Consider the following 17,837-nt stretch of genomic DNA (forward strand, 5'->3'; position numbering starts at 1 on the left):
CGGACAAGCCGGGCCATGACGTCGAATCTTACTGACAGGCGAGGCACTCGTCGTAGTCGTTCTGCTCGGCCGGGTTGGGGCGGCGCGCTTCGGCGGCGACGTCTTCCAGCGACTTCACTTCCATCTTGGCGACCGGGGCCAGTGCGCTGGCGGCCGGGCGTTCAGCGCGTTCGGCGCGCTGGATGGAGAGCGAGCGGCAGTAATAGAGGCTCTTCACGCCCTTCTTCCAGGCCTGAACGTGGAGCTGATGCAGCTCGCGTTTGTGCACATCGGCGGCCAGGAAGATGTTGACGGACTGCGCCTGGTCGATCTTCGAGGCGCGGTCGCCGGCATGCTCGATCACCCAGCGCTGGTCGAGTTCGAAGGCGGTCTTGAAGACGTCCTTCTCCTCATCGCTCAGGAAGTCGAGTTCCACGACCGAGCCGCCATTCGTCACGATGGTGGACCAGGTTTCGTCGTCGTTGCGGCCCTTGGATTCCAGCAGCTTCGTCAGGTGACGGTTGCGGACATTGAAGGAGCCCGACAGCGTCTTGTGCGTGAAGCTGTTCGCCGCGATGGGCTCGATGCCCGGCGAGGTGCCGCCGCAGATGATGGAGATGGACGCGGTCGGCGCGATGGCCGTCTTGTTGGAGAAGCGTTCCATCATGCCGTAATCGGCCGCATCCGGGCAGGGACCGCGCTCTTCCGCCAGCTTGCGGGAGGCGGCGTTCACGCCCTTGTTGATGTGATCGAACATCTTGTTGTTCCACACCTTCGCCATCACGCCCTCGAAGGGGATCATGTTCGCCTGAAGGAAGGAGTGGAAGCCCATCACGCCGAGGCCGACGGAGCGTTCGCGCGCGGCGGCGTATTTGGCCTTGGCCATTTCGTCGGGCGCGCGGTCGATGAAGTCCTGCAGCACATTGTCGAGGAAGCGCATGACATCCTCGATGAACTGCTCATTGTCCTGCCACTCGAAATAGGTTTCGAGGTTGAGCGAGGACAGGCAGCACACCGCAGTGCGGTCGTTGCCGAGGTGGTCGCGGCCCGTGGGCAGTGTGATCTCGGCGCAGAGATTGGAGGTCTTGACCTCGAGGCCCGCGAGCTTGTGATGCTCGGGGCGGGCATTGTTCACCGTGTCCTTGTAGATGACATAGGGCTCGCCGGTTTCGATGCGCGCCATCAGCAGGCGGATCCAGAGCGAGCGGGCGGAGATGGTCTTCTGGACCGTGCCGTCCTTCGGGCTCAGGAGCGACCATTCGCCGTCGGCCTCGACCGCGCGCATGAAGGCGTCCGACACGAGCACGCCATGGTGCAGGTTCAGCGCCTTGCGGTTCGGGTCGCCGCCGGTGGGACGGCGGATCTCGATGAATTCCTCGATCTCGGGATGATCGACCGGCAGATAGACCGCCGCCGAGCCGCGTCGCAGCGAGCCCTGGCTGATCGCCAGCGTCAGCGAATCCATCACGCGGATGAAGGGAATGATGCCGGAGGTCTTGCCGACGCCGCCGACCGTCTCGCCGATGGAGCGCAGATTGCCCCAATAGGAGCCGATGCCGCCGCCCTTGGCCGCCAGCCAGACATTCTCGTTCCAGAGGCCGACAATGCCCCCAAGATTGTCGGTCGCCTCGTTCAGGAAGCAGGAAATGGGCAGGCCGCGCTGCGTGCCGCCATTGGACAGGACGGGCGTCGCGGGCATGAACCAGAGGCGCGAAATGTAATCGTAAAGGCGCTGCGCATGAGCGGCATCGTCGCCGTAATAGGAGGCGACGCGGGCGAAGAGATCCTGGAAGCTCTCGCCCGGCATCAGATAGCGGTCCTTCAGCGTCGCCTTGCCGAAATCGGTCAGCAGCGCATCGCGGCTGTAATCGACCTTCACGCGGTGCTTGGGCCCCACCTGCACCGCCTGGTCGTCGTCGCCGAAAGGCATTTCCGGCTCGGCCACCACGCCCATGTCGCCGCGCGGACGCACCCGGCTGCGCTCGACGGCGCCCTCGCCGGTGACGATGGCGGAAAGACGGGCCTCAATCTCACTCATATCGATTGCCTTACTCGTGTCGTTCAGCATGTCATCCCCCAATTCGACCTGCCCACCGCCGCGTGATGCAGGCAAAGAGTGACCGATCCGGCGCCCGCATGACGGTCGCCATTCCTCTGCCCGGAGCGGGCAGACAACGCTGTGAATTCGGTGTTTACGCCGCCGCCTGCGAACCCCCTTGGCGATCCCCTATTTGGCGTCGGCGCGTCCAGATATAGTAGCTGCTTCGCTCCAAGATGCAATCGCTTGTGGAGGGGTCGAGTCGAATTTTTAGTTAACCGATTCCCCAAATCGCATGACGAGGGCGATAAAATTTTGTGACAGCAAAGGTTTAGCCCTCCGCAACGGCATGCAGATTTTTTCGGGCGCCCCGAGATTGACGGCGGGCATCGGCGCGCGCCTAACTGTTCGCTATATATAGTGTCCCGCCCCGCCCCCGGAGAGTATCGAAATGCCCGACATGACCGCCGACCGCCGCTCGCTCTACCCCGAAATCGAGCCCTACAACACAGGGATGCTGGAGGTTTCCGACCTTCACACGATCTATTTCGAGGAATGCGGGAACCCGCAAGGCAAGCCGGTCGTGATCGTGCATGGGGGGCCGGGCGGCGGCTCCAACCCGACCATGCGCCGCACCCATAACCCTGACGCCTATCGCATCATCCTGTTCGACCAGCGCGGCTGCGGGAAATCGACCCCGCATGCGGAACTGCGTGAGAACACGACCTGGGACCTCGTCGCCGATATGGAGCGGCTGCGCGCGCATCTGGACATCGACAAATGGCAGCTCTGCGGCGGCTCATGGGGCTCCACCCTGTCGCTGGCTTACGCGGAAACCCACCCGGACCGCGTGACCGAGATCATCCTGCGCGGCATCTTCACGCTGCGCGAACGGGAACTGCACTGGTTCTACCAGCAGGGAACGGATGCGCTCTTCCCCGATGCGTGGGAGGAGTTCGTCGCGCCGATCCCCGAAGCGGAGCGCGGCAACCTGATGGCCGCCTATTACAAGCGGCTGACCGGGGAGAATGAGGCCGAGAAGATCGCCTGCGCCAAGGCCTGGAGCATCTGGGAGGGGACGACGCTCTCTCTCATGTCCGACCCGGAACGGGTGAAGCGCTTCGCGGACGGGCATTTCGCCCTCGCCTTTGCGCGGATCGAATGCCATTTCTTCATGAATCAGGGCTTCTTCGAGCCGCAGGACCAGCTCATGCGCGATGCGGGCAAGCTGAACGGCATTCCCGGCGTTATCGCGCAGGGCCGCTACGATGTGGTGACGCCGATGTTCACCGCCTGGGAGCTTTCCAAGGTCTGGGAGACGAGCGAACTCCATATCGTGCCGGATGCGGGCCATACGGCGACGGAGCCCGGCATCGTGGATGTGATGGTGCGCGCCAGCGACCGCTTCGCGACGGCCTGAAACGCATCGGGGCCGGCGTGAACCGGCCCCGACCGAAAGCGGCTGTCCCCGCGCGCCGGTTATTTCTTCGGCTTCAGGCTGTAGATCGTGGTGGAGCCGGACACTTCAAAGCCGACGGCCAGCAGCGGCTCGCCATTGGGCGAACTCGCCGCCGGGATGAAGGCCATGCCTTCCGGCCCGACATCGCCCGCGGCCTTGCCCGCCTCGGGCTCCACCTTGAAATTGCGCGTGTTCACATAGCCGGCGAAACGCGGCCGGGCCGGGTCGGACACATCGTAAGCCATGATGCCGCCGATGCGCTCCAGACCGATAAAGGCATAGGTCACGCCATCGACCTCGCCCACCGCCACGCCTTCGGGCTCGGGGCCCTTGTCGTCGGAACGGCCATCGGGCTTGTTCTCGTCATTGTCGTTGTTGAACTGGCCCGGCAGCGCCCGGGCGGTCCGGCGTTCCAGATCGTCGCCGGAATCGAAGATCATCGCGCCGTCGGCATCCAGGATCGAGAAGGAACGCCCGCCAAAGGCATAGAGCTTCTCATATTTGCCGTCGCCGTTTTCGTCGCCCATGGTCGTGGTGACCTTGAGGCGGCCGAGCTGCGCGTCGTTCTGCAGGTTTTTCTCCGGCGGGAAGACCGTGGGATCGAGGTCGAGCTTCTTCACCCGGGTTTCTTCGGAAAACCCGTCATAGTCGCGCGCATCGCCCTCATTCGCGATCACGAGATAGGTCTTGCCGTCCACCTCGAAGGCCGCGATGGAATCCGGCTGGTACATGCCCCAGACCGGCCAGGGCTGAATGCGCACGCCGCCATCCTTGTTGGAGGGATCGAGCGCGCTTTTCGACCAGTCCTTGTAGCCCAGGCCGACCATCTTCTTCACGGTGGCGGAGGGAATGTCGAGGATGGCGATGCCGTTGTTTTCCTGAAGCGTGACCCAGGCCGTCCGGCCGTCCTTCGACACCGCGATATATTCCGGCTCCATATCCTGCGAGACCGTGGCGCCCGGCTTGGCGATGCGAAGACCCTTGGGCAGCGGCTTGCCGTCGAACGCCTCGAAGCCCGCGGTCTTCACCGTCGCATTTTCCACGCCGCCCGTCAGATCGACGACCGAGACGGAGCCGACGGGATCGACGGTGTAGGCGTCGTTCGGCTCGCCCTCATTGGCGACGAGCGCATATTTTCCGTCGGGGGTGAAGGTGACCATATCGGGATTGGCGCCCACATCGACGGCATTCAGGAGCTTGCCCTGCGCATCGAAGAAACCGAGCTTGCCATTGGCCGTTTTCGGATCGGCGGAGATGGCGACGGCGATGAGGCCGTCATGCACGGCGACGGAGGTACCCTGCTTGCCGAGCGCGGCGGCGTCGAGCTTGCCCGCTTCCTTCAGCCTGGACGGGTCGGAGATGTCCAGAATATCGACGGTCTTCGCATCCGCATTGACCACATAAAGGCGTTGCGCCGTGGCGTCATAGGTCACGATCTCGGAAGCGCCTTCATCGAAGATGCCGGTGGCATGGGTGCCCAGAGGCTCCATGACCAGTTCGGCGGCCATCGCGGCCGCGGAAAGCGCGGTCGTGGCCATCAGCGCTCCGGCGAGCGCGGCGGTAAGCGAGCGGATATTCACGGTCCATTTCCCCATGTCAGGGTCGCAAAGGGCGCATCGGGCGCATGCGACGGAATGGGAGGGAAATTGCCCGGAATGCGTATCAGTTTCGTGACAGGCGGCATGGAATCGACGGGTCTGGTCTTTTCCGCGCGACTGGGCTGAAATGAACGGCCCATGCATATTCTCTATCTCGTGAATGCGAAGGATTCCGGCCCCGGCGTGCTGCTCGACGAAGCGTCGCGACAAGGGGCGGATGCCACGCTCATCCTCACCACCGACAAGCTGGACATGGCGAGCGGCGAGCGCCGCGACCTGCCGGAGACGCCGGACGGGTTCGACGCGGTCGTCGTGCTGGGCGGCGCGATGGGCGTTTACGAGGACGCGCAATATCCCTTCATGGAAAAGACGCGGGCGCTGCTGCGCCGTTTCCACGCCGCCGAGAAGCCGGCGATGGGGGTGTGCCTCGGGGCGCAGCTCGTCGCCAGTGCTTTCGGCGCACCCGTCTACAAGATGAAAGAGAAGCTCGAACGGCGCGAGGAATGGGGGTTCCTGCCGCAGACATGGCTGCCGGACGCCGCGGGCGATCCGCTGCTTTGCGACGCCAAGCCCGAACTTCGCCTGATGCAGTGGCATGGCGACACTTTCGATCTTCCCGGCGATATGCCCGGCGACCTGCCGGGAGGCGTCGTGCCGCTTTCGACGCGGGCGGGGTGTCCGAGCCAGTCCTTCCGGATCGGCGCGCTGACCTATGCCTTCCAGTTCCATCTGGAAGTGACGCGGGAGATACTCGACGGCTGGTCGGGGTTCCGCGCCAAAGAGCTGGGCTGCGCCAAGGCCGAGATCGAGGCGCTGATCGAACCGCAGATCGAGGCGTCGCTCGCGGCGCAGGAAATCTTCGCCCGCCGCGCGATGCGGCGCTGGATGGGGCTCGGAGGGTAATATTTCCCCTTCCCTCACCCCGCGGCCGCCGTCACGCTTTAAGATGACCAGGGCGACGGCTTGAGCGACGCAAGAAGTGGACGCGGGCGGGACGGAGGCATGAGGCGATGACGATGGAAGCGATCAGGACGCGGCTTCGCAACGCCCTGCCCCTGCTCTACCGGTTCAACCCGGCGGGGCTTCGCTTTGCGCTGCGGGTCGTGATCGCCGCGCTCATCGCTTATGGGCTTGCCCGGCTTCTGGCGCTTCCCTTCGGCTATTGGGCCGTCATCACCGCCGTCATCGTCATGCAGGGCAATATCGGCGGTTCGCTGAAGGCGGCGCGGGAACGCTTCATCGGGACTGCCCTCGGCGCCGGGCTCGGCTTTCTCGTCACGCTCATTCCGGTGGGGCCGGATTACCAATGGGTGCGGCTGGCGCTTGCCATCGGCGCATCGGCCTATGTGGTGAGCCTGGATGCGCGCTTTCGCGTGGCGCCCATCACCGCGATCATCACGCTTATCGTGCCGCAGCCCGGCGTCTCCGCCCTCGCGGCGGCGATAGACCGGGTGATCGAAATTCTGCTCGGCGGCGCCATCGGCGTGATCGTGGCGCTGACCGTGCTGCCGGAGCGCGCGAACCGGACGCTGGTCAAGCGCATCGCGACGGTGCTTCGCCAGCTTTCGCAGATGCTCGCCATCGACATGAGGGGACTGCATGAGCCGCGCGACGATGCGGCGCTGAGCGACCTCATCGAGACGAGCCGGGATCAGATCAAGGCGTCGGCGACGCTGGCGGAGGAAAGCTCCGGCGAGCAGGCGGCGCGGCTGACCCGCGGCCCCTCAGCCGATGCGCTGGTGCGCACGACGCGGCGCGTCCGCGTGAACCTCATCATGATCGCGCGGGCGACGCGCGAGCCCTGGCCGCCCGAGGCCGATGCGCAGCTCGGCAAGATGTTCGACAGTCTGGGCCAGACCATCGCCGCCCATCTGAGCGCGCAGGCCGACGCGCTGGAAGCGGGCCGTGGCGTCGAGCGTGAGGATGGCTGGGAAGCGGCCTTCGAGACCTTCGAGGATCACATGGCCGCCTTCCGCGCGAACAAGGCGAACGATGCGCTGCCGACGGAGCTCATGTCGCGCATCTTTTCGCTCGCCTTCGCCGTACGGCAGGTGAAGGCCGATCTCGCCGATCTTGACGACCGCATCGACGAATTCGGCGGGACGCAGCGCGGGTAAGCGATGCGGGCGGCGTTGGATGCGCTTGCCGAGTAACTTTCCCTCTTTTGTCACCCCGGGCTACCTCCCGGGGTCCAGAGCCGCATATTCCGCACTTGCGGCCCCTGGATCCCGGCACAAGGCCGGGATGACAGTTTAGGTGAGATCAGAAGTTGACCCGACCCGTCATGGCGCCGTCGACCACCATGTTAATGCCGGTGGTGAAGGAGGACATGGGGCTCGACAGGAAAACCGCCGCGTTGGCGATGTCCTGCGGCGTTGCCATGCGGCCCGTCGGGTTGCGGGACATGGCGTCCTTGAAGGTGTCGGGCATGTGCTGCTCGATCATGTCCCAGACGCCGCCCTTGAAATAGACCGTGCCGGGCGAAACCGTGTTCACGCGCACATGCTTTGCCGCATTCGCCTTGGCGAGGCCCTTGGCCAGATGGATCTGCGAGGCCTTCATCGCGCCATAGGCGTTGCCGCCGCTGGTTTCGGCTGCGGAAATCGAAGAGATGAAGACGGCGGAGGCATCGCCGTTCTTCTCAGCCGCCTTTTCGAGGAAGGGCGCCGCCGCTTCGAAGGCGTTTACCGCGCCCATGACGTCGATCTCGAAGCATTTGCGCCAGCTTTCCTCATCCATGCCGTTGGCGAGCGCGGAGGCGTTGGCGACGAGAATGTCGAGGCCGCCCATCTCCTTGGCGGTTTTCTCGATCCATGACTTGAGGCCCGCGCCGTCGGCGATATCGGCGACGCCGCCCCAGGCGTTCACGCCCTTGGCCTTGAGCGCGGCGACGGCCTCGTCCACCTGATCATGATTGCGGGCGCAGAGCGCGATGTCGGCGCCTTCGGCGGCGAGCGTTTCGGCGATGGCGCGACCGATGCCGCGCGTGCCGCCGGTGACGATGGCCTTCTTGCCCTTGAGCTGCAGATCCATTTTAGCCTCCCTCGATGATTGTTTTCCTGGCGGCACCTTAGACCGGGAGGGACGGGAAACGAAATGGCGGGGTGGCCTTACGGCCCTCCTCGGGATGGGGCGCGGCGCAGGAAGTCAGTTCCCGCTGCTGTCGATGAAGAATGTGTCGCGGATCGAGCGCCAGGTGTCGGCTGCGCGCATGCGCAGACGGGAAACGAGGGTCACGGGCAGCGCAGGCTCAAGATCGACACCGAGGCGCGTCACGCGCTCTTCCTCCATGGCGAGCACGACCAGCTCCACCGGCCCGAGAGCGAGCTTTGCGCCCGGCGCCAGATTTTTGTCGCCGAGACGGGAGCGCATGAGGTCGGCGATCGGGCGGTCGGCCTCATGGGGCGTGACGCCGAAATCATAAAGCCCGGCAACCTCGGCGGCATTGGCTTGCGGGTCGAGCTCGAAATCGATGGTCACGGGATCGGAGGCCTCCCGGCGCAGCCGTCGCGCCCCGAACAGGCGGTCGAATTGCGCCGTCTTATCGCCCGAGGCGAGCAGCAGCACGAAATCGTCAGGCTTGAGGCCGTCTGCGGGGAGGCCCTGATGCACGGCGCCTTCGCGCATCACGGAAATGATTTCGCTCTCCGCGGGCAGCGGCACGCGGCGCATGGGCCGGCGCGCGACGAGGCTCATCGGGTCGACCGTATAGGCGAGCACGCTGCGGCCCGCCTCCATCGGCAGGTCGAGTTCCGCGCGCGAGCGCGCCCGGGGCCTTGGCGGCAATTCGACACCGGTCAGCCTTGCCGCGACGCCGATGGTCCAGCCCTGCACGACGAGCGAGGTCAGCACGACGATGAAGACGACGCCGAAGATTTCATGCGCGAAGGGGACGTTTTCCAGAACCGGGATCGTGCCGAGGAAAATGGGCACCACGCCGCGCAGGCCCACCCAGGAAACGAAACCGAGTTCGCGCGCGGTGTAGCCGAACGCTCCGAGGCAGAGCAGCGTCGCCACGGGGCGTGCGACGAGAATGAGCACGGCGGAGATCGCCAGCGAGGGCAGCAGAATGGGCATCAGGTCGGCCGGCGTGACCAAGAGGCCCATCATCAGGAACATGACGATCTGGGAGAGCCAGGCGAGCCCGTCGGAAAAGCGGCTGATTTCATTGGTGGCGCGATGCGGCGCATTGCCCAGCGTGAAGCCGACGAGAAAGATCGCCAGAAAGCCGCTCGCGCCGAGGCTTTGCGCGGCGCCGAAGACGACGAGGCCCAGCGCGACCGCCAGAATGGGGTAAAGGCCCGGCGAGAGGTTCAGCCGGTTCACCGCGCGACGCACCAGCGCGCCGCCGATGACGCCGAAGAAGAGACCGCCCGCAAACTGCCAGAGGAAATCGAGGGCAAGCTCCAGCGCAAGATCGAGCCCCGTCGCCTGCAGGTTCGCGCCCGCCAGGGCGCCGCCGCCTGCCGACAGGACCGCGACGAAGGCGAGCGTCAGGAAAATCGCCATCGGGTCGTTGAGGCCCGATTCCACTTCCAGCGTGGCGGCAACGCGTGGGCGCAGGCGCAAACCCTTCAGATGGAGCAGGAAGAAAACCGCCGCCGCGTCGGTGGAGCCGACAATGGCGCCGATCAGCAGCGCGGTCGGCCAGCCCGTATCGAAGACCAGCCAGGCGGTGGCGCCGGTGATCCCTGCGGTGACGATCACGCCCAGCGTCGCCAGACCGACGGAGACGGAGAAGGCCCGCGAAAGCGCCTCGCGCGTGGTCCGCAAGCCGCCGTCGAACAGGATCAGCGCCAGGCCGATGGAGCCGGCGAGATAGGCCAGCGAAAAATCGTCGAAGCCGATACCGCCCAGCCCGTCCTCCCCCGCCAGCATGCCGAGCGCCAGAAAGACGAGCAGCAGCGGCGCGCCGACCCGCGAGGAGGCCACCCCGGCGAAAATCGCGAAGGTGACCATGGCGCCGGCGACGAGGATGAACTCATTGGCAAATTGCATTCGGTGGGCGGTCTCCCTGGTAGCTCGGAATTTCGTCTGCCGGAACGCCCGACGCGGGCCGGGCGGGACGCGCGCGGGAAGTTGGCGACAAAAAGTCAGTATCGCCTATAATTCGGGCAAGAGGCAGGCCAAACAAGGCGTTGCCGCCAGAAGAACAACAAAAGCCGAATAAAGAAAGAGGGGAGGATCATCATGGATCTCGCCATGCGGGAAGAGGATGTCGCGTTCCGGGACGAGGTGCGCACATTCCTGAAAGAAAACCTGACGGACGATCTGAAAGCCCATGCGAAGCTGACGCCCGGCATTCTGGCCGATCAGGATTTGCGGGTGGAATGGCTGAAGCGGCTGAACAAGCGCGGCTGGGCCGCACCGAGCTGGCCGAAGAAATATGGCGGCGCGGGCTTCAACGTGATGCAGCGTTTCATCTGGGCGTCGGAATGCTCCGCCGCGGGCGCGCCTGCGGGCTCCAACATGGGTCTTTCCATGGTCGGTCCGACGCTGATGGGCCACGGCACGAAGGAACAGCTCGACCATTACCTGCCTCGCATTCTCGACGGCACGGACTGGTGGTGTCAGGGCTATTCCGAACCCGGCTCGGGCTCCGACCTTGCCTCGCTCCAGTGCAAGGCGACATCGGACGGCGACGATTACATCATCAACGGCACGAAGATCTGGACCACGGGCGCGCATCAGTCGAACAAGATGTTCTGCCTCGTGCGGACCGACCCCAATGCCGAGAAGAAGCAGCAGGGCATTTCCTTCATCCTGATCGACGACTTCCCGGCGGACGGCATCAAGATCGACCCGATCATCACGCTGGCGGGCGACCATGAAGTGAACCAGGTCTTCTTCGACGATGTGCGCGTGCCGAAGAAAAACCGCGTCGGCAAGGAAAACGAAGGCTGGACGGTCGCCAAATACCTGCTCGAGTTCGAACGCGGCGGCGCGGCGCATGGCGCGGCGCTTCGCAATGCGCTGAACAGGCTGCGCGCGATGGCCGATACCGAACAGACCGGCGGCGGCGGCAAGCTGATCGACGATCCGGCCTTCCGCCGCAAGATCGACGAGACGGAAGTGGAAGTGACCTCGGTGGAGTTCACCGAGCACCGCATCATGTCGCAGCTCTCCAACGGGCAGAACCCGGGCGCGGCCGCTTCGATCATCAAGCTCAAGGGCGCGGACACCAACCAGAAGATCACCGAGCTGGCGGTGGAGGCGATCGCCTATTACGCGCAGCCGGATGTGATCGAAGCCCGCACCTGGGGCGCGAATGCGTCGCCGGTGGGGCCGGATCACACGCTGATGGTGATGCCGAAATATCTCAACACGCGCGCGCAAACGATTTTCGGCGGTTCCAACGAGGTTCAGCGCAACATCATGGCGAAGGCCGTGCTGGGGCTTTAAGGGCCCTGCCTATCGTTCCCGATGGCTGTCATCCCGGCTTCATGCCGGGGTGACAGTATTTGTATAATGGACGAGGAGCGCACCGATGAGCGACTGGAAGCTTCCATGGGACGGCGGATGCCGCTGCGGGCGGGTGCGCTTTCAGGTGACGGCGCCGCCCGTCGTGACCATGGCGTGCCATTGCACCGGCTGCCAGCGCATGACGGCGAGTGCCTTCTCTCTCAGCCTGCTGACGCCGGCGGACGGGTTCACGGTGACGAAAGGCGAGCCCGTGATCGGCGGACTTCACGGGACGACGCGGCATTATTTCTGTCCGCATTGCATGAGCTGGATGTTCACGCGGCCCGAAGGCGCCGACGCCTTCGTCAATGTGCGGGCGACCATGCTCGACGATGCAAGCTGGTTCGAACCCTTCATCGAAACCTATACGAGCGAAAAGCTGCCATGGGCGACGACGCCCGCCGCGCACAGCTTTTCCGAATTCCCGGCGATGGAAGACTATCCCGCGCTGATGAAGGAATTCGCGGAGAAAGGCGCTCGGTCCAAGGGCTGAGCGTCAGCCTTCCGGGTCCCGGCCCCTCGCCTTCAAATCCGAGTTTTCCGAGTAATTACTTGGATTATATTGAGGGCAAGGAACGGCATGCAAATGCCGCGTGAGATTTGCCCCGGAGGAGACCCGACATGTCGGTAGAGAGCGATACCGCCAGGCTGAACCGCGACAGCGCCGGGACGGGCGCGCGGCTCGGGGGCGGCACGTCTGCGTTTCCCGGGATCGATTTCCTGACGCCGGAAGGCGATCCGGGCCTTCTGGGGCCCGGCTCCATGGGCTGGAAGGTGAGCGCCAACCCGGTGGTGAGCGCGGTCGGCGGGATCGCCGCCGTTATTCTCGAACTATCGGAAAAACATGTGCGCGCGGGCGTGTGGGATCATTCGACCTTCAAGACCGATCCGATCAAGCGCATGGAGCGCACCGGCATGGCGGCGGCCTGCGTGACCTATGGCCCGACCAAACTGGCGCAGACGACCTTCGAGCGCGTGACGCGCATGCATGAGCGCGTGACGGGGACAACGCATGACGGCGATCCCTACAAGGCGATGGAACCCGAGCTGCTCACATGGGTGCATGTGACCGCGGCCTGGGGCTTCCTCAATGCCTATATCCGCTATGCCGATCCGAAGCTCTCGCTCGAAGACCAGGACCGCTATTTCCGCGAGGGCGAAATCATCGGCAAAGGCTTCGGCGCAGCATGGGTGCCAACCTCCAGGGCGGAAGCGGAGGCCTATATGGAGGAGATGACGCCCAAGCTCTATGCGAACGAGACGGTGCATGAATTTCTCGCGCTGGTGCGCGACGCGACGCCGCTGGGCGCCGCCGGAAAGCCGATGCAGCGGCTCGTGACGCAGGCGGCGATCGATCTTTTGCCGAAAAAACTGCAGGACCAATGCGGCGTGCAGGTGTCGTCTTTTGTCAGGCCGACGGTACGTCCGATGGTGCGCACGCTCGCCGCTGCCGCAGGGGCAACCGTCCGCCGGATGCCCGACACGCCCGCCAACCAGGCTTGCCGCCGGATGGGAGTCTCGACAGACTGCCTGCGGTAACCCCATCCGACAGCGATAGAAGAAGAACAATGGATCTCTATTTCAAGCCCGAGGACGCGGCCTTCCGCGACGAGGTTCGCGCCTTTCTCGACGAAAAGCTGACGCCGGAACTGCGCGAGGCGGGCAAGCTCACCACATCGGTCTTCACCGACAAGCAGTGGAACCTCGCCTGGCAGAAAGTGCTCTATGAAAAGGGCTGGGTCGCGCCCAACTGGCCTGCCGAATATGGCGGCACGGGCTGGACGGAGATGCAGAAATATATCTTCGCCTCGGAATGCGCCCGCGCGGGCACGCCGCATCTGTCGCCCATGGGACTTCGCATGTGCGGGCCGATGCTGATGAAGTTCGGCACGACAGAGCAGAAAGAGTTTTACCTGCCGCGCATCCTGTCCGGCGAAGACTATTGGTGCCAGGGATATTCCGAACCCGGATCGGGCTCCGACCTCGCCTCGCTGCAATGCAAGGCGGTGCGCGACGGCGACGAGTATGTGATCAACGGCACGAAGATCTGGACGACGCATGCGCATTTCGCCAATCGCATGTTCTGCCTCGTGCGCACGGACACCTCCGGCAAGCCGCAGCAAGGCATCACCTTCGTGCTCATCGACATGGACACACCCGGCATCAAGATCGATCCGATCATCACGCTGGCGGGCGAGCATGAAGTGAACCAGGTCTTCTTCGACGATGTGCGCGTGCCGGTCGCCAATCGCGTCGGCGAAGAAAATGACGGCTGGACGGTCGCGAAATATCTGCTGGAGTTCGAGCGCGGCGGGTCGTCGGCGCCGGGGCTTTGGGAAGGCGTTGAAAAAATCCGCGCCGTGGCCGAAGGCGAACAGGCGGGCACGGGCCAGCGCCTCATCGACGATGCGGCGTTCGCGCGCAAGCTCGCCGACACCGAGATCGAACTCAAATCCATCGAGATGACGGAACATCGCGTGATGGCGGAACTGGCAGGCGGCAAGAACCCCGGCCCGGCCTCCTCCATGCTCAAGACCAAGGGCACGGAGATGCGCCAGCGGCTCGACGAGATCGCTATCGAGACCATCGCCTATTATGCGGGCGTCGATCAGATGGATGCGCGCGAGCCGGGCTCCAATGTGAAACCCATCGGCCCGGCGGAAGGCATGGTCTTCATGCCGAGCTATCTCAACAACCGCGCCGCCTCGATCTATGGCGGCTCGAACGAGGTTCAGCGCAACATCATGGCGAAACTCGTTCTCGGTCTCTGACGGCCTTCCCGACTGCCTCTTGGGGGAGAGGGTACTTGCGCCGGGACCTTTCGGGGTTCCGGCGCATTTTTATGTGCGGCGCGCAATCAACTTGCCGATGCGCAGCGCGAACCAGAGCGCGGTCACGACATTGCCGAGAATGAAGATCGGCAGCGCCCAGGCCGCGGCCACGAGCTTGTTCTCCTCGACGATGAAGATGATCGAGGCGGCGATCAGAAAGCCGAGATAGACATCGACCAGCGTGACGACGCCCCAGCCATCGCCGGTGAGGAAGTCGAGCGCGGGGCCTGCGGGGACGCCCGTCACCATGACATAGGCAATGAGGATGCCGAAGGCGATGCCCAGCAGCAGGATCAGGATGCGCCAGCCCGTCATGTCGTTGTCTCCTTCCCGTCCGCCTCGCGCCGCCGCGCGATCAGCAATGTCGTGATCTGGGTGAATATCGTCTCGCCGTCCCGATTGGTCAGGATGTGGCGGTTCTTCACCACGCCCCGGTCGGGCTTCGACGAGGAGGGTTTGGTCTCGATGCATTCGATGGCGAGGCGAAGCGTGTCGCCGAGCCGCGCAGGCTTGTGAAAGCGCACCTCGTCATAGCCGAGCGCGCCGATGACGGCGGTCTCTTCCGGCAGGCGCGCGGCGAGCCAGAGGACGACGGCCTGGATATGCGTGCCGCAGGCCGTGAGCGTGCCGTAGACGGATTTCGCCGCAGCCTCCTCATCGACGTGAAAGGGCTGCGGATCCCATTTGCTTGCGAAGGAGACGATCTCGTCCCGTGTCATCTCATAGGTCGCCGGGATGTCGTGACGTTCCCCGATTTCGAAATCGTCGAAATAGCGCATGGTTCCTCCCCGTGAATGCTCGTCTGTGGAGCATATAGGCGGGGCGGAGAGGAAAGCGAGGGAGGTACGGGAAACGACGCTGCCCGTTCAAGTGCGAAAAAGGGGCCTGTCATCCCGGCCCTCCTTGCATGTGAAGGCGGCCGGGATCCAATGGCGGCGGCTGCGGCAAGCGGCTTTGCGAGTGGGTCCCGGCTTTCGCCGGGATGACACTAGAGAATAAAAAACGGCCCGCGAGTTTCCTCGCGGGCCGTGTCGTTTTCCGGCAGCGCCCGCTGACATCACCTTCGTGATGTCAGCATCTTTTGGTGATGGGCGCCTTAGCCGTTCTGTTTCGAAATCAGAAGATTTCGAACAGGCCGGCGGCGCCCATGCCGCCACCGATGCACATGGTGACCACACCGTATTTCACGTTCTGACCGGCGGCCTTGCGGCGCTGGCCTTCGAGAAGAATGTGGCCGGTGCAGCGGGCGCCGGTCATGCCGTAGGGATGGCCGATGGCGATGGAGCCGCCATTGACGTTGTACTTCTCGGGGTCGATGCCGAGCTTGTCGCGGCTGTAGAGGCACTGGCTGGCGAAAGCTTCGTTCAGCTCCCACAGGTCGATGTCGTCGACCTTGAGGCCCGCACGCTCCAGAAGGCGCGGCACGGCGAAGACCGGGCCGATGCCCATTTCTTCCGGCTCGCAACCGGCGACCGCGAAGCCACGGAACGCGCCGAGCGGCTTCAGGCCGCGCTTCTCGGCTTCCTTGCCTTCCATGATGACCACGGCGGCGGCGCCGTCGGAAAGCTGCGAGGCGTTACCGGCCGTCACATACTTGCCTTCCTTGATCTTCTGGCCGCCCTTGAAGACGGGCTTCAGGCCCTGGAGCGATTCCAGCGTGGTGCCCGGACGGTTGCACTCGTCGCGATCGACGAGGTAATCGACGATGGTCTCTTCGCCAGTTTCCTTGTTGACCTGCTTCATCTTGGTCTGCATCGGGACGATCTCGTCCTTGAAGATGCCGGTTTCCTGCGCCTTGGCGATACGCTGCTGGCTGCGCAGCGCGTATTCGTCCTGCGCCTCGCGGGAGATGCCGTAGCGCTCGGCCACGATCTCGGCGGTTTCCAGCATCGACATCCAGAGCTCCGGCTTGGTCGCCATCAGGTGCTCTTCGGTGATGTGGTTGAGGTTCATGCCGCCAAGCTGCACGAGCGAGATCGACTCGACGCCCGAGCCGATGGCGACCGGCACGCCTTCATTGACCACACGGCCCGCGGCCATGGCGATGGTCTGGAGACCCGAGGAGCAGAAGCGGTTGACCGTGGTGCCGGAGGTGGTCACCGGGCAGCCGGCCCAGATGGCCGAGGTGCGCGCGACGTTCTGGCCCGTGGCGCCTTCCGGCTGGCCGCAACCCATGATCACGTCTTCGACGTCACCCGGCTCGATCCCTGCGCGCTCGATGGCGTGCTTGATGGCGTGACCGCCCATCGCGGCGCCATGGGTGATGTTGAAACCGCCGCGGCCGGACTTGGCCAGGCCGGTACGGGCGGTGGACACGATCACTGCTTCTCTGCTCATGGGGGCTCTCCCGAAAATCTGCTTCTGAATGAGGTGGGTATTCGAACTCGCAGGCGAAGGTCTTGGTGCCTTTTTCGAACCCGCCTTTTGGGGCCGCAACATAACGGGCCGGGCGGGGGCCGCAAAGCGGAATCTCCCCCGGACCGCGCCCGGGCGCTACGTCAGCCCGCCTGAAGCGGGCCCGGAGCAGGCACCGGGAAAACGGCCGAAACACGCGGCAGAGCGGCTGCTGTGCCCAAGAATCGCCCCAAAATTTCCCACCTTACGCCGGTTCACCCACTCTCCACGGCCACATTCGGGGGCCAGATTTGCAGCATCGAACAATCGGATTCGCAAAAATGCACCGGCACTTCCGCCGGGCCGGAAGGGGCGAGAGATGAAACGGATGCTGACGCTGACGGCCATTACGCTGACTGCCGCGACCATTGCCGCGGGGGCGACGACCATCGCCGCGACCGCTGCCCCGGCGTCCGGGTCCGCCCCCGCCGCCGAGCAGGATCTGACGCGCAGCCCCGTGGAGGAGCGCGCGGTCGTCATCACCGCCATGGCGGCGACCGGCGGCTATTCGCCGGTGGTGCTCACCCAGAATGACGGGAAACAGATCACCTATCCGATCTATTTCCGCAAAAACGGCGCCGCGCTGACCGACGAGGCCCGCCGGGCGATCAATGCGGCCGCCGACGAAATCGAGATGGGCGGGTTGCAGCAGATCACGGTCTCCGCCGCCGGGCTCGACGCCTCCGAACATGCGCCGCGCGACCTCACCCGCAAGCGCCTGTTCTCCGTGGTGGACGAGCTTGAAAACGCCGGCGTGCCGACGCGCTGGATCGGCGTGGTCCAGCCCGGCCCGCGCGCCACGGCCCCCGGCGTCTGAAAGAGACCGCCCCACAAGTAACCGAACCGCACGACAATTCCGGTGTCCTGGTCTTGCCCCCCAGTTTGAAGGGGCACCGGAAGAAGAGGGCCCGGCCGCCCCCACCCGGACAGGCCGGGTCCTCTTCACGTCTTTCGATCCGATCTGCCTTCCGGCGGGCAGGCCTCACTCGCCCAGCAGATGCAGCGCCAGTTCCCGCCGATGGGACCTGTCGCGATGTTCCACGACATAGATGTCCTGCCAGATACCCAGCGCCAGA

The 17,837-nt window shown here is 64.6% G+C and carries 15 protein-coding genes and 1 pseudogene; 8 read left to right on the forward strand and 8 right to left on the reverse strand.

The window, feature by feature from the left end; genetic code table 11:
- Positions 1-28: 28 nt before the first annotated feature.
- Positions 29-2,017 carry a ribonucleoside-diphosphate reductase subunit alpha gene (locus CMI59_RS03485; RefSeq protein ID WP_293324803.1) on the reverse strand — a complete coding sequence of 663 codons (1,989 nt, stop codon included), beginning with the start codon at positions 2,015-2,017 and terminating at the stop codon, positions 29-31.
- 451 nt (positions 2,018-2,468) lie between these two features.
- On the opposite strand from CMI59_RS03485, the gene pip reads away from it, so the two are divergent.
- Positions 2,469-3,437, forward strand: a complete 969-nt coding sequence (gene pip, locus CMI59_RS03490) for a prolyl aminopeptidase (protein WP_293324806.1) — start codon at positions 2,469-2,471, stop codon at positions 3,435-3,437.
- 59 nt (positions 3,438-3,496) lie between these two features.
- On the opposite strand, the gene CMI59_RS03495 is transcribed toward pip, so the two are convergent.
- Positions 3,497-5,071, reverse strand: a complete 1,575-nt coding sequence (locus CMI59_RS03495; RefSeq protein WP_293324809.1) for a choice-of-anchor I family protein — start codon at positions 5,069-5,071, stop codon at positions 3,497-3,499.
- 141 nt (positions 5,072-5,212) lie between these two features.
- Here CMI59_RS03495 and CMI59_RS03500 point away from each other — a divergent pair, with 141 nt between their 5' ends.
- Together CMI59_RS03500 and CMI59_RS03505 are read left to right on the forward strand one after the other, a co-directional pair.
- On the forward strand, positions 5,213-5,977 hold the full coding sequence (locus tag CMI59_RS03500; protein ID WP_293324812.1) for a type 1 glutamine amidotransferase: 765 nt from the start codon (positions 5,213-5,215) through the stop codon (positions 5,975-5,977).
- 107 nt (positions 5,978-6,084) lie between these two features.
- Positions 6,085-7,191, forward strand: coding sequence for an FUSC family protein (locus CMI59_RS03505; RefSeq protein WP_293324815.1), 1,107 nt, complete (start codon positions 6,085-6,087; stop codon positions 7,189-7,191).
- 145 nt (positions 7,192-7,336) lie between these two features.
- Here the strand turns inward: CMI59_RS03505 and CMI59_RS03510 are convergent, their stop codons facing one another.
- The gene (locus tag CMI59_RS03510; protein WP_293324818.1) at positions 7,337-8,107 is read right to left on the reverse strand and encodes an SDR family oxidoreductase; all 771 of its coding nucleotides are present in this window, start codon (positions 8,105-8,107) and stop codon (positions 7,337-7,339) included.
- A 114-nt stretch (positions 8,108-8,221) separates the two neighbouring features.
- A complete protein-coding gene (locus CMI59_RS03515; RefSeq protein ID WP_293324820.1) occupies positions 8,222-10,072 on the reverse strand; it encodes a potassium/proton antiporter in 1,851 nt (616 codons plus the stop codon).
- A 192-nt stretch (positions 10,073-10,264) separates the two neighbouring features.
- Between CMI59_RS03515 and CMI59_RS03520 the strand changes: the two genes are divergently transcribed.
- The 4 genes from CMI59_RS03520 (at position 10,265) to CMI59_RS03535 (ending at position 14,307) form a co-directional block, all read left to right on the forward strand.
- A complete protein-coding gene (locus CMI59_RS03520; RefSeq protein ID WP_293324822.1) occupies positions 10,265-11,476 on the forward strand; it encodes an acyl-CoA dehydrogenase family protein in 1,212 nt (403 codons plus the stop codon).
- Between the two features lie 85 nt (positions 11,477-11,561).
- Positions 11,562-12,029 carry a GFA family protein gene (locus CMI59_RS03525; protein WP_293324825.1) on the forward strand — a complete coding sequence of 156 codons (468 nt, stop codon included), beginning with the start codon at positions 11,562-11,564 and terminating at the stop codon, positions 12,027-12,029.
- A gap of 128 nt (positions 12,030-12,157) precedes the next feature.
- A complete protein-coding gene (locus CMI59_RS03530; protein WP_293324827.1) occupies positions 12,158-13,075 on the forward strand; it encodes an oxygenase MpaB family protein in 918 nt (305 codons plus the stop codon).
- Between the two features lie 29 nt (positions 13,076-13,104).
- Positions 13,105-14,307 (forward strand): acyl-CoA dehydrogenase family protein, encoded by a 1,203-nt coding sequence (locus CMI59_RS03535; protein ID WP_293324830.1) that lies wholly within the window; start codon positions 13,105-13,107, stop codon positions 14,305-14,307.
- Positions 14,308-14,376: 69 nt separating this feature from the next.
- On the opposite strand, the gene CMI59_RS03540 is transcribed toward CMI59_RS03535, so the two are convergent.
- The 3 genes from CMI59_RS03540 to CMI59_RS03550 all read right to left on the reverse strand — a co-directional run bounded on the left by CMI59_RS03540 (position 14,377) and on the right by CMI59_RS03550 (position 16,704).
- Complete coding sequence (locus tag CMI59_RS03540) at positions 14,377-14,682, reverse strand: hypothetical protein (protein WP_293324833.1); 306 nt, start codon at positions 14,680-14,682, stop codon at positions 14,377-14,379.
- On the reverse strand, positions 14,679-15,146 hold the full coding sequence (locus CMI59_RS03545; protein WP_293324836.1) for a MaoC/PaaZ C-terminal domain-containing protein: 468 nt from the start codon (positions 15,144-15,146) through the stop codon (positions 14,679-14,681). The genes CMI59_RS03540 and CMI59_RS03545 overlap by 4 nt, the downstream gene beginning before the upstream one ends.
- Positions 15,147-15,483: 337 nt before the next feature.
- Entirely contained in the window at positions 15,484-16,704 is a 1,221-nt protein-coding gene (locus CMI59_RS03550) for an acetyl-CoA C-acyltransferase (protein WP_293324839.1), read from the reverse strand.
- Positions 16,705-17,080: 376 nt separating this feature from the next.
- Here CMI59_RS03550 and CMI59_RS03555 point away from each other — a divergent pair, with 376 nt between their 5' ends.
- Positions 17,081-17,578 carry a hypothetical protein gene (locus tag CMI59_RS03555; RefSeq protein ID WP_293324842.1) on the forward strand — a complete coding sequence of 166 codons (498 nt, stop codon included), beginning with the start codon at positions 17,081-17,083 and terminating at the stop codon, positions 17,576-17,578.
- A 165-nt stretch (positions 17,579-17,743) separates the two neighbouring features.
- Here the strand turns inward: CMI59_RS03555 and CMI59_RS03560 are convergent.
- Positions 17,744-17,837: pseudogene (locus CMI59_RS03560) on the reverse strand (YjbQ family protein); the annotation flags it as partial.

It is taken from the genome of Parvibaculum sp., assembly GCF_002684405.1.
Taxonomy (GTDB): Bacteria; Pseudomonadota; Alphaproteobacteria; order Parvibaculales; family Parvibaculaceae; genus Parvibaculum.